12 protein-coding genes and 1 tRNA gene are annotated in these 11,078 nt (G+C 73.7%); 8 read left to right on the top strand and 5 right to left on the bottom strand.

What is annotated here, in order from left to right:
- Positions 1 to 41 precede the first annotated feature (41 nt).
- A tRNA-Arg gene (locus ICW40_RS00650) sits at positions 42 to 114 on the bottom strand.
- A gap of 157 nt (positions 115 to 271) precedes the next feature.
- Between ICW40_RS00650 and ICW40_RS00645 the strand changes: the two genes are divergently transcribed.
- The 6 genes from ICW40_RS00645 to ICW40_RS00620 all read left to right on the top strand — a co-directional run bounded on the left by ICW40_RS00645 (position 272) and on the right by ICW40_RS00620 (position 6,639).
- The gene (locus ICW40_RS00645) at positions 272 to 1,741 is read left to right on the top strand and encodes a basic amino acid/polyamine antiporter (protein ID WP_308121531.1); all 1,470 of its coding nucleotides are present in this window, start codon (positions 272 to 274) and stop codon (positions 1,739 to 1,741) included.
- Between the two features lie 89 nt (positions 1,742 to 1,830).
- Positions 1,831 to 3,111, top strand: a complete 1,281-nt coding sequence (locus ICW40_RS00640) for an arginine deiminase (protein WP_221651865.1) — start codon at positions 1,831 to 1,833, stop codon at positions 3,109 to 3,111.
- Positions 3,112 to 3,357: 246 nt separating this feature from the next.
- Complete coding sequence (locus ICW40_RS00635; RefSeq protein WP_221651864.1) at positions 3,358 to 3,759, top strand: YciI family protein; 402 nt, start codon at positions 3,358 to 3,360, stop codon at positions 3,757 to 3,759.
- 22 nt (positions 3,760 to 3,781) lie between these two features.
- On the top strand, positions 3,782 to 5,005 hold the full coding sequence (locus ICW40_RS00630; protein WP_221651863.1) for an RNA polymerase sigma factor: 1,224 nt from the start codon (positions 3,782 to 3,784) through the stop codon (positions 5,003 to 5,005).
- Between the two features lie 103 nt (positions 5,006 to 5,108).
- Positions 5,109 to 5,687, top strand: coding sequence for a GNAT family N-acetyltransferase (locus ICW40_RS00625; RefSeq protein WP_221651862.1), 579 nt, complete (start codon positions 5,109 to 5,111; stop codon positions 5,685 to 5,687).
- Between the two features lie 103 nt (positions 5,688 to 5,790).
- A complete protein-coding gene (locus ICW40_RS00620; protein WP_221651861.1) occupies positions 5,791 to 6,639 on the top strand; it encodes an alpha/beta fold hydrolase in 849 nt (282 codons plus the stop codon).
- Between the two features lie 39 nt (positions 6,640 to 6,678).
- Here ICW40_RS00620 and ICW40_RS00615 read toward each other — a convergent pair whose 3' ends face one another.
- Entirely contained in the window at positions 6,679 to 7,110 is a 432-nt protein-coding gene (locus ICW40_RS00615; protein ID WP_221651860.1) for a hypothetical protein, read from the bottom strand.
- Positions 7,111 to 7,290: 180 nt separating this feature from the next.
- Here ICW40_RS00615 and ICW40_RS00610 point away from each other — a divergent pair, with 180 nt between their 5' ends.
- Positions 7,291 to 7,848: a hypothetical protein gene (locus tag ICW40_RS00610; RefSeq protein ID WP_221651859.1), complete on the top strand. Its 558-nt coding sequence runs from the start codon at positions 7,291 to 7,293 to the stop codon at positions 7,846 to 7,848.
- Between the two features lie 241 nt (positions 7,849 to 8,089).
- On the top strand, positions 8,090 to 8,368 hold the full coding sequence (locus ICW40_RS00605; RefSeq protein WP_221651858.1) for a hypothetical protein: 279 nt from the start codon (positions 8,090 to 8,092) through the stop codon (positions 8,366 to 8,368).
- A gap of 36 nt (positions 8,369 to 8,404) precedes the next feature.
- Here ICW40_RS00605 and ICW40_RS00600 read toward each other — a convergent pair whose 3' ends face one another.
- The 3 genes from ICW40_RS00600 to ICW40_RS00590 form a co-directional block, all read right to left on the bottom strand.
- The gene (locus tag ICW40_RS00600; protein WP_221651857.1) at positions 8,405 to 9,010 is read right to left on the bottom strand and encodes a DUF1345 domain-containing protein; all 606 of its coding nucleotides are present in this window, start codon (positions 9,008 to 9,010) and stop codon (positions 8,405 to 8,407) included.
- 182 nt (positions 9,011 to 9,192) lie between these two features.
- Entirely contained in the window at positions 9,193 to 10,437 is a 1,245-nt protein-coding gene (locus ICW40_RS00595) for an RNA polymerase sigma factor (protein WP_221651856.1), read from the bottom strand.
- Between the two features lie 43 nt (positions 10,438 to 10,480).
- The gene (locus tag ICW40_RS00590; protein ID WP_221651855.1) at positions 10,481 to 10,921 is read right to left on the bottom strand and encodes a YciI family protein; all 441 of its coding nucleotides are present in this window, start codon (positions 10,919 to 10,921) and stop codon (positions 10,481 to 10,483) included.
- Positions 10,922 to 11,078 lie beyond the last annotated feature (157 nt).

The raw sequence follows: 11,078 nt of genomic DNA, 5'->3' as shown, positions 1-11,078 counted from the left end.
ACCAAACGTCCAGGATCAGCCGAAGTACTACAAACACTCTGTGCGCCTGGGCAGATTCGAACTGCCGACACCCGCTTTAGGAGAGCGGTGCTCTATCCCCTGAGCTACAGGCGCGGGAGCCCGGCCGACGAACGGCCAAGCCCTCGACAGCCCGCGCGACGACGGCCTGCGGGCCTCATGAGCGTACCGGCTGACGTGGCGGTGAGTCCGCCGCGGGACCACGATGCTCGGGACGACCGTCGGAACGCTCTGACGACCCTCGAGGACCATCGTGAGCACGCAGGAGACCAGCGGAGCGGCGACCAGCGCGCCCGGCACCGCCCCGCACCGGGCCGTCACGCTCGGCGTCGGGACGCTGACGGCGATGGTCGTCGGTTCCATGGTCGGCGCCGGCGTCTTCTCCCTGCCGGCCACGTTCGCCGGCGAGACCGGCGTGCTCGGCGCGCTCCTCGCGTGGGCGATCGCCGGCACCGGGATGCTGCTGCTCGCCCTCGTCTTCCAGAGCCTCGCGCTGCGCAAGCCCGAGCTCGACGCCGGGGTCTACGCCTACGCCCGCGCCGGGTTCGGGCAGTACATCGGGTTCTTCTCGGCGATCGGCTACTGGGCCAGCGCGTGCGCCGGCAACGTCACGTACTGGATCCTCATCATGTCCACGGCCGGGGCCGTGGTCCCCGCGCTCGGCGAGGGGAGCACGCCCCTCGCGTTCGCGCTCTCGTCGGTCGGCGTGTGGGTGTTCTTCCTCCTGGTGCGCCGCGGCGTGAAGGAGGCCGCGGGCGTCAACCGCGTCGTCACGATCGCCAAGCTCGTGCCGATCCTCGTGTTCGTCGCGCTCGCGCTGACGGTCTTCGACCCCGCCGTCTTCGCCGGCAACCTGCACGGCACCGCCGACGCCGGGACGCTGTTCGAGCAGGTGCGCGGCACCATGCTCATCACGGTCTTCGTGTTCCTCGGCGTCGAGGGCGCGAGCGTCTACTCACGGCATGCGACCAAGCGGTCCGACGTCGGCCGCGCCACGATCCTCGGCTTCCTCAGCGTCCTCGCGATCTTCGCCTCCGTCACGATCGTCTCCTACGGCGTCATGCCACTCGAGGAGATCGCGGCCCTGCGCCAGCCGTCCATGGCGGGCGTGCTCGAGGCCGCCGTCGGCCCGTGGGGCACGGTCCTCGTGAGCGTCGGGCTCATCGTCTCGGTGCTCGGCGCGTACCTCGCTTGGTCGCTCATGGCGGCCGAGGTGCTCATGGTGGCGGCGAAGGACGGCGACATGCCGCGCTTCCTCGGCCGCACCAATGCGGCGGACGCCCCAGGACCGGCGCTGCTCATGTCCGCCGTCGCCGTGCAGCTGCTGCTCGTCGTGACCCTGTTCTCGTCCGACGCCTTTGACTTCGCGCTCGACCTCACCAGCGCGCTGAGCCTCGTGCCGTTCCTGCTCGCCGCCGGGTACGCGCTCAAGCTCGGCGTCACCGGCGAGACGTACGCCGGCCGCTCGTCGGTCCGCACGAGGCAGCTCGTTGTCGCAGGTCTCGCGACGCTCTACACGGCCTTCCTCATCTGGGCGGCCGGGCTCGGCTTCTTGCTCCTGTCCTTCGTGATCTACGCGCCCGCGACCGTCCTGTTCGCCATGGCGCGGCGCGAGCAGGGACGTCCGGTGCTCGTCGGCCGTGAGCGCGTGATCTTCGCCCTCTCGGTCCTGGGCGCCGTCGCCGGCGTCGTCTGCCTCGCCACCGGGGCCATCTCGCTCTGACGCACAGACCCTGCACCACCCCGCAGAGGCACTACCCCGCGGAACCACCGCGGACCAGACTCGAACCGCATCCCACGAGGAGAACCGTCATGACCACCCAGCCCCCCGCCCAGTCGGCCACCCAGTCCCCCGCCCAGTCCTACGGCGTCCACTCCGAGGTCGGCCGCCTGCGCAAGGTCCTCGTGTGCGAGCCGGGCCTCGCGCACCGCCGCCTGACGCCGTCGACCGCGGACGACCTGCTGTTCGACGACGTCATGTGGGTCGACAACGCCCGCCGCGACCACGCCGAGTTCGTCACGATGATGCAGGGGTCGGGCGTCGACGTCGTCGAGCTGCACGACCTGCTCGCTCAGACGCTCGCCGTGCCGGGTGCCCGGGACTGGGTGCTCGACCGCAAGGTCGTCGCGGACGACGTCGGCCTGGGCCTGGTCGAGCCGACGCGCCAGTTCCTCGAGGAGCAGGACCTCCGGACGCTCGCCGAGTTCCTCATCGGCGGCATGGCGACCGACGACCTGCCGGGAGGCGTCGGCACCGGCTACCGGGCGCTCGCGGAGTACGAGCCGTCGGCCCGCGAGTACCTGCTGCCGCCGCTGCCGAACACGCTCTACACGCGGGACACGACGTCGTGGCTGTACGGCGGCGTCACGCTCAACCCGCTCTACTGGCCGGCGCGGCACGACGAGACGCTGCTCATGAAGGCGATCTACGAGTTCCACCCCGACTTCGTGGGCGCGAACGTGTGGTGGGGCGACCCGGAGACGGACCAGGGCCACGCGACCTTCGAGGGCGGCGACATCATGCCGGTCGGCAACGGCACCGTCCTCATGGGCATGAGCGAGCGCACGTCGCGGCAGGCGATCACGCAGGTCGCCAAGGCGCTGTTCGACCGCGGCGCCGCGCAGCGGGTGGTCGTCGCCGGGATGCCGAAGCTGCGGGCCGCGATGCACCTCGACACGGTGTTCACGTTCGCGGACCGCGACGTCGTCAGCGTCCACCCCAAGATCGTCGACCGGATCCGCACGTTCACGCTGCGCCCCGACGAGGGTCCGGTGGGCGTGCACGTGACGGACGAGGGGCAGACGCCGTTCACGGACGTCGTCGCGCGCTCGCTCGGGCTGCCGGGGCTGCGCGTCGTCGAGACCGGCGGCGACACCTATGAGTCCGAGCGGCAGCAGTGGGACTCGGGCAACAACGCGTTCGCGCTCGAGCCCGGCGTCGTCTTCACCTACGACCGGAACACGACGACGAACGCCCGGCTGCGCGCCGCGGGCGTCGAGGTGATCCCGATCGTCGGTGCCGAGCTGGGCCGCGGCCGCGGCGGCGCCCACTGCATGACGAGCCCGATCATCCGCGACGCGATCACCTACTGACCCGGTTGGGACCCGTTCCCCTCCCTCCCCTCCCTTCCGTTCCTCCCCGATGTGCGGAGCGAAGTCGTGCGACACACCCGCGTGTCGACGCGACTTCGCTCCGCACGTTCCCGGGCTGAGGCGGGTGAGCGGGAGGGTGGCGTGGTTTCCGCGGCGAGGGGAGCAGGATGTCGAGGAACGCGGCGCTGCTCCGACACCCTGTCGAACGGCACCGCTCCCGGGGCCGGCAGACGAAGGAGATCCACGATGCGCTACATGATCATGATGGACTACGGCGGCGTCGAGTCGGACACCGAGCCCATGGACCGCTGGACGCCCGACGAGATCCGCGCCCACATCGCGTTCCAGCAGGCCCTCAACGCCGAGCTGGTCGAGCGCGGCGAGCTCGTCGGCGGCGAGGGCCTCGCGTCGCCGGACCGCGCGAAGTTCGTCGTGAGCGACGGGGTGAGCGCGCCGGTCGTGACGGACGGGCCCTACCCCGAGGGCAAGGAGCTGCTCGCGGGCTACTGGCTGGTCGACGTCGAGTCCGAGGACCGCGCGATCGAGATCGCCGCGAAGGCCTCGGCCGCGCCGGCCCAGGGCGGCAGGCCGATCAAGCAGCGCATCGAGGTGCGCGAGGTCATGGCGGCGCCGTCCCCGGACCAGTGACCGCCGGTCCGGGCGCACGCCGATGACCACGGACGTCGAGGGTCTGCTGCGCCGGTGCGCGCCGCAGGCCCTCGGCGCCGTCGCGCGCCGGCACCAGGACTTCGCCGCCGCCGAGGATGCGGTGCAGGAGTCGCTCCTCACCGCGGCCCAGACGTGGCCGCGCGACGGCGTGCCCGACAACCCGGTGGGCTGGCTGGTGCGGGTCGCCGTGCGGCGCCTCGCGGACGAGCACCGCGAGGTGACGGCCCGACGGCGCCGCGAGGAGGTCGCCTTCGCACGGGACCAGCGCCCAGCCGACGACGTCGAGAGCCACGACGACACGCTGCTGCTCATGCTGCTCTGCGCGCACCCGGCCCTCACGCCGGGTGCGGCGATCCCGCTGACGCTGCGCGCCGTCGGCGGCCTGACCACGCGCGAGATCGCCGCGGCGTTCCTCGTGCCCGAGGCGACGATGGCGCAGCGGATCAGCCGCGCCAAGGCGGCGCTGCGCGACGCCGACGCCCCCTTCGCGATGCCGCCCACGGAGGACCTGCCGCGCCGCCTGCGCGCCGTGCGGCACGTGCTGTACCTGATGTTCAACGAGGGCTACGCGACGAGCGCCGGCCCCGAGCTGCTGCGGGTCGACGTCACCGGTGAGGCGATCCGCCTTGCGCGCCTGCTCCATGCGGCCCTGCCCGACGACGCCGAGACCACCGGGCTGCTCGCGCTGCTGCTCCTCACGGAGGCGCGGCGGCCGGCCCGTACGGGACCGCACGGAGAGCTCGTCCCGCTCGCCGAGCAGGACCGCCGCCTCTGGGACCGCGCGCTGGTGCTCGAGGGGGTGCGGCTCGCGACGTCGGCCCTCGGCGCGGGCCGGGCGGCGGGAGGGCACGGAGCGGGCGAGTACACGCTCCAGGCGTGCATCGCCGCCGTGCACGACCAGGCGCCGAGCTCCGCCGCGACCGACTGGGGCCAGGTGCTCGCGCTCTACGACCGGCTGCACGCGCTCACCGACAACCCGGTCGTCGCGCTGCACCGCGCGGTCGCCGTAGCAATGGTGCACGGCCCCGCCCACGGGCTCGCGGCGCTCGACGGCCTCGGCGACCGCCTGGGCCGCGGTCACCGCCTGCCCGCGGTCCGGGCGCACCTGCTCGAGCTGGACGGCCGGCCGCGCGACGCCGTCGAGGCCTACCGCCAGGCTGCGGCCGCCGCGACCAACCTCCGCGAGCGCGAGTACCTCACGATGAAGGCGGCTCGCCTCGCCTAGCGCCCACCCGTCCGCACCGACTCCTGGAACGAAGGCGACGCCGCCGCGTCGTCCGCGTTCCAGAAGCGCATGCTCTGTCGGGGCTCGTTCCTACACTCGCGGCATGGGCATCGAGGTCCGGTCCGCGGTCGGCCGGTTCGAGGACTTCGCCACCGTCGTCGGCCCTCGGCGCGCGGGCGTCGCGGGCTGCTGGTGCATGGCCTACCGGGACAGCCGCGTGGCCACTGACGAGCGCCCCGGGTACATGCGCGCCGAGTGCTCGCGGGAGCCGGGACCGGGCGTGCTCGCGTACGTCGACGACGAGGTCGCCGGCTGGTGCTCGGTCGCGCCGCGCAGCACGTACCGGCGCCTCGTGCGGTCGCGCACCATCCCGGTCGTCGACGAGCGGGACCCGTGGAGCGTCGTGTGCTTCGTGGTCCGCCCGGGCTTCCGCAAGCGCGGCGTCATGCACCACCTGCTCGACGGCGCCGTCGCGCACGCCGCGGCGTCGGGCGCCGAGGTGGTCGAGGGCTACCCGGCCGAGGCCGGGGAGGAGCGGCTCGACGTCATCTCCGGCTACGTGGGCACCGTGCGGCTGTTCGAGCAGGCGGGGTTCGAGCGGGCGCTCGAGACCACGGGCGTCAGCGGCGGGCGACGACGCTGGGTGATGCGGCGGGAGCTCGGTCGAGACGAGCCCGCGTGATGCGAGTTCGGCCGGGACGGGCCCGCGTGATGCGAGCTCGGTCGGCAGGCGCCTTCGCGACAGCCGGCGTGAGTCGACACAGGCGTTGATCTAGGTTCGGTGCATGGTGCATCTCGATCGACGGCTCGCTCGGCCGACCGCTGAGATCGCGTACGCGGACACCGCGGTCGACGGCCCGGCCGTGGTCCTCACGCACGGCGCGGGCATGGACCACACCATGTTCGATGCGCAGGTCGACGCCCTCGCCGGACGCGGCTACCGCGTCGTCACGTGGGACCTGCGGGGCCATGGTGGCTCGGCGCTCGCGCCGGGGACGCGCTTCTCGGCGACCGACGCGCTCGACGACCTCGCGGCGCTGCTGAGCGAGTGCCGCATCGACCGGGCCGCGCTGGTCGGCCACTCGCTCGGGGGCAACCTGGGGCAGGCGTTCGTCCGTGCTCACCCTGACCGCGTGACCGGGCTCGTGGTGATGGATGCGACGTGGAACGCGGGACCGCTGTCCGGGCTCGAGCGGTTCGCGCTCCGGCTCGCGGCACCCGCGCTGGCGCTGATCCCGGCCGGCACGCTCCCCGGTCTCATGGCGCGGGCGTCGGCCGTCTCCCCGTCCGCGATCGCCCGGACGGAAGCGGTCTTCACGCGGATGCCCAAGCGCGCCTTCCTCGACGTGTGGCGAGCCACGGTGTCGTTCGTCGACCCGGACCCGAGCTACCGGTCACCCGTGCCGCTCGCCCTCGTCCGGGGAGCGCAGGACCGCACCGGGAACATCCGCGTCGCGATGCCGCGCTGGGCGCAGGCGGAGGACGTCAGGGAGCGCGTCGTCCCGGACGCCGGCCACGTCGTCACCTGGGACGCGCCGGACGCGGCCTCGCGCGTGCTGCTCGACGTCCTGCGGGAGTGGGACCTCGACGGTCCGGCTCGGCCCGGCCCATCCCGGCACGCCGGCGAGGACTGATCCCGGCGTCGCTCCCGGGGCCCCGGACCGAGCCGGCCGTCAGGACTGGGTCGGCAGGTCGTCGAGAGCGCCCAGGCCGAGGATCACCGCGGTCGTGATGAACCCCGCCACGAGCACCACCGAGCCCGCGATCGTGAGGAAGACGGGCCAGAAGCTGCGCGCCCGTGGCCGGACGATCACGTCGCTCGGGTCGTCGCGGTTCACCCAGACCCACCCCTGGAACTCGGGCGTCGCGCCGATGCCGCGGCGGATCGCGGAGAAGAGCACGGTGCGGCGCGGCTCGTTGTCCGGGCCGGGGAACTCGACCGTGAGCATGTAGCCCGAGATCACGTGCGTCTTCTCGACGAGGCGCGCGGGCAGCTGGATGCGCCGCACGCGGCTCTCCTTGCGGCTCAGCGCGACGGCCCCGGCGATCATCGCCGGCCCGATGAGCAGCGTCAGGCCCAGGACCACCCACCCCTCGGTACGCACGGCGAGCAGTCAACCAGCCCGCGGCCGCGTGCGTCGGCGCCGCCCAGGTCGACCGTCGCCACGGAGGTCGCACCTGCGCGGGTGCGTCCTTGCTGCCGGAGGTCGACGTCTGCGGGCATGCCGCAGGATGGTGGCCACGGCGGCGACCGCCTGGCCACGCCGCAACGACGAGGAGGCGCCATGAGCCCGGTCCTGACTGCCGTCCTGGGACGCGACCAGTTCGAGCGCGCGCTCGCGGCGGCGTCGGCCGTGGGCGGTCCGGGCGCTCCCGTCCGGGGGCTCGCGGTGCCGCTCGAGGTGACCTGGCGCGACCGCGTCGCCGAGGCCTGGCACGCGATCGCGGCCGCGCTGCGCGAGGCCTTCGAGCGCGGGCGTGACGTCACCGCCGAGCTCGTGGACGCCGCCGTCCGGGCCGCCGAGGACTGCGTGCGCGAGGCCGGCGAGCGCGCGCGGGACGTCCAGCAGGCGCTGCTCGAGCGGCTGCGCACCTACCTGGCCGGGCTCATCGACGAGGCGCTCACCCAGGTGCGGCCCGCCGTCGTGCTCGGCGACGTCACGCTGCCCCTGCAGTCCGTGCAGATCAGCCAGGAGATCGCGACGTCGGGCTCGCTCAAGGCGTCGATCACCGAGCTCGTGCAGGTGACGGCCGAGGGGCGGCTCGGCATCAGCGCCGTCTACGGCGCGGCCGGGGGCGGCCCCGCCCCCCAGGCGCACGACGAGGGCCTCACGCGCCGCTAGCCGCGCTGTGGTGAGGAGGGTGGCGCCTGGCCGGTAGGTGGAACGGCCTGGCTTCTCGCGGCCGGATGGGCGACGATCGTCCCATGACCGCCGCACGCGACTCCCGTCCCGGGACGCCCCTGCGCGCGTGGCCGACGGAGGACGTATGGCCGGGGTATCGACGAATGCGTTGTCGAACGCGCTGATCGCCCCGCCCCACCGGCCGCGCCGCGGCCGATCGTCCACTGCAGGAAGCACCGTCATGGCTCACAGCACCACCAGTCCGTCACGTACCCGCTCCGCGCACGCCCGCGAGCTGCGCGGGCACGAGACCCACGCGCACCGCGAGATGCCCGACGCGCCGCGCGGCCGGGGCGTCGCCGTGTACGTCGAGGTGCCGACGGGCGACGGCTTCCCCGACAGCGGCGAGCTGCTCGACCTCGCGGGCGCCCTCTACGAGCTCGCGCAGGACCTGGTGCCCGGCGCCACCACCCGCACCGAGGTGCGCCTGGTCGACGACGAGCCGGGGACGACGGCCTGACCCGCCCGGCCACGGCGCGCGTCGGCCGGTCTGCCCTCAGCCCGCCGCGAGCCCGGCGATGGACCCCACCGACAACGCGATGATCACCGTGTTGAAGACGAACGCGACGAGCGCCTGTCCCGTAACAGTGCGGCGCACGTCCGTGGAGGTGATCGTCACGTCGGTCGTGCCGAAGGTCGTGCCCACCGAGAGCGCGAAGTACAGGTAGTCGGCGAACGCCGGCGGCTCCGTGCCCGGGAACTCGAGGCCGCCGGAGCGCCGGTCGCGGCGCATGTAGTCGACCGCGTACGTCAGGACCATGGTCGCCCACGCGCCCGCGATGAGCGTCACGCTCAGGGCCACGAGCACCCCGGACGAGTACCGGCTCTCGAGCGTCGCGGCCTGCGGCAGGACGACGACGGCCGCCGTCATCGCCAGCAGGCCCACGCTGAGCGCCGCGCCCACGCCGGGGTCGGTGAAGGTGACCCACCGCCTCGTCCAGCTGCCGGGCGGCATGGCCCCGACGGCCCGGTCCGCGTCGTCGGCCGACGTCCGGTGGAGCGCGACGAGCGTCAGGACGACGTAGGTGAGCTCGTAGCCGGCCATGATGACCAGGAAGTCGTCGAGCAGCAGCGGGTTCGTCGTCCGCGGCACGGACGCCACGCGGAGCACCACCCCGAGGGCCGCTCCGACGGCCGCCGAGATCCACGCGCGCCTGCCCTCGGGGAAGAGCCACCGACGCGCCGATCGGGGTCTGCCGGCACCACCCCCGCTCGGCGTGGGGCGGGGGGACTCGGGCCGCTCGACCGTGGGCACGACGCAGAGCCTAGGGGCCCGGCCGGCCCTCAACCCGTGAGCGCCGCCGCGCGGGCCATGAGCAGCGATCGCTCGCGCTGGGTCGGGGCGAGACCGGCCGCACGCTCGAGCTCCTCGGCCGCCTCCGCGGTCCGGCCCAGGCGCGTGAGCGCATCCGCGCGGACGGCGCCGACGAGGTGGTACCGCGCCAGGCGCGGGTCGCCCGCGACGGCGTCGAGCGCGTCGAGCGCCGCCTGCGGACCGTCGGCGTGCAGCACCGCGACGGCGCGGTTGAGCTCGACGACGGGCGACGGCGCGAGGCGGCCGAGGGCCTCGTAGAGCAGGACGACGCGCTCCCAGTCGGTGTCCTCGAACCGCGGTGCGCGCGCATGGCACGCGGCGATCGCCGCCTGGAGCGTGTACGGGCCGAGCGGACGGCGCAGCCGCGTCGCACGCTCGAGCGCGCGGAGCCCGTGCGCGATGAGCGTGCGGTCCCAGCGCGAGCGGTCCTGGTCGGGCAGCAGCACGGGCTCGCCGTCGCGGGCCGTGCGTGCCGCGAAGCGCGACGCCTGGAGCTCCATGAGTGCGACGAGCCCGTGCACCTCCGGCTCGAGCGGAAGCAGGCCCTGGAGCACGCGGCCCAGGCGCATCGCCTCCTGGGCGAGGTCGCGGCGGATCCACGCGTCGCCCGTCGTCGCCGCGTAGCCCTCGTTGAACACGAGGTAGACGACCTCGAGCACGGCCGAGACCCGTGCCGGCAGCTCGTCCGCGCCGGGCAGCTCGAACGGCACCTTCGCCTCGGCGAGCGTCCGCTTCGCGCGCGAGATGCGCTGGCCGATCGTCGGCGACGGCACCAGGAACGCGCGGGCGATCTCGTCGGTGGTCAGCCCGCCGACGAGGCGGAGCGTGAGCGCGACGCGCGACTCGCGGGGCAGGACCGGGTGGCACGCGATGAAGACGAGCGAGAGCACGTCGTCGTCGACCGGCCGCTCGACGGCGGCGTCGGGCGCGGGGACCGTGTCCCCTCCCGACGCCGCCGCGAGGAGGCCGTACTTGTCGTCCAGCGAGCGCTCCCGCCGGATGAGGTCGATGCCCTTGTGCTTCGCGGTGGCCATGAGCCAGGCGGCCGGGTTGTCCGGCACGCCGCGCTCGGGCCACTGCTCGAGGGCCAGGACGAAGGCGTCCTGCGCGAGCTGCTCGGCGAGACCGACGTCGCGGACGAGCCGGGTCAGCGCGCCGATGAGGCGCGCCGACTCCATCCGCCAGACGGCCTCGACCGTGCGCCGCGCGTCCATGACGACTCCCCCCGCCCGCTCGCCTGCCGCTCCCGCCGGCCGCTCAGGCGTCCGGGTGCTGGGCCTTGATCTGGGCGGCGAGCTCCTCCTCCTTGGCGCGCAGCTCGGGCGTGAACGCCTCGCCGAAGTCCTCGGTCTCGAAGTAGGGCCGGATCTCGAGCACCTGGCGCACACCGAAGCTCGGGTCGGACGGGCACTTCTTGGCCCACTCGACGGCCTCCTCGAGCGAGCTGACCTCCCAGATCCAGTACCCGCCGACGATCTCCTTGGCCTCGGTGAACGGCCCGTCGACGACCGAGACGTCGCCGCCGTCGAACACGACCTTGGCGCCGTCCTTGCTCGGGCGCAGACCGTCGCCGCCGAGCATGATCCCCGCCTTGACGAGCTCCTCGTTGTACGCGCCCATCTGCGCGAACATCTCCTCGGTCGGGGCGATCTTGTCCTCGTCCGCACCGCTGCCCTTGATCATGACCAGAACCCGCATGACGTCCTCCTCGATGAGTGCCTCCGGCCCGGTGCCGGGGTGGCCGTTCGCCCCTACGTCGAACGGCGGCGGCCGGTTTTCGACACGGTAGAGGAAAGATCTTGGAACGGGTTCGCGCCGAGCCCCGAACCGCGATCCCCGATCCCCGATCGATCAC

The sequence above is a fragment of the Actinotalea ferrariae genome (genome assembly GCF_019733465.1).
Classification (GTDB): domain Bacteria; phylum Actinomycetota; class Actinomycetes; order Actinomycetales; family Cellulomonadaceae; genus Actinotalea; species Actinotalea ferrariae_A.
This window is presented reverse-complemented; position numbering and strand designations above follow the sequence as displayed.

Bases quoted from the DNA above. Each gene is read 5' to 3' on its own strand.
- ICW40_RS00640 (WP_221651865.1), top strand. From the start codon at position 1,831: ATGACCACCCAGCCCCCCGCCCAGTCGGCCACCCAGTCCCCCGCCCAG.
- ICW40_RS00635 (WP_221651864.1), top strand. From the start codon at position 3,358: ATGCGCTACATGATCATGATGGACTACGGCGGCGTCGAGTCGGACACC.
- ICW40_RS00630 (WP_221651863.1), top strand. From the start codon at position 3,782: ATGACCACGGACGTCGAGGGTCTGCTGCGCCGGTGCGCGCCGCAGGCC.
- ICW40_RS00625 (WP_221651862.1), top strand. From the start codon at position 5,109: ATGGGCATCGAGGTCCGGTCCGCGGTCGGCCGGTTCGAGGACTTCGCC.
- ICW40_RS00620 (WP_221651861.1), top strand. From the start codon at position 5,791: ATGGTGCATCTCGATCGACGGCTCGCTCGGCCGACCGCTGAGATCGCG.
- ICW40_RS00610 (WP_221651859.1), top strand. From the start codon at position 7,291: ATGAGCCCGGTCCTGACTGCCGTCCTGGGACGCGACCAGTTCGAGCGC.
- ICW40_RS00605 (WP_221651858.1), top strand. From the start codon at position 8,090: ATGGCTCACAGCACCACCAGTCCGTCACGTACCCGCTCCGCGCACGCC.
- ICW40_RS00595 (WP_221651856.1), bottom strand. From the start codon at position 10,437: ATGGACGCGCGGCGCACGGTCGAGGCCGTCTGGCGGATGGAGTCGGCG.
- ICW40_RS00590 (WP_221651855.1), bottom strand. From the start codon at position 10,921: ATGCGGGTTCTGGTCATGATCAAGGGCAGCGGTGCGGACGAGGACAAG.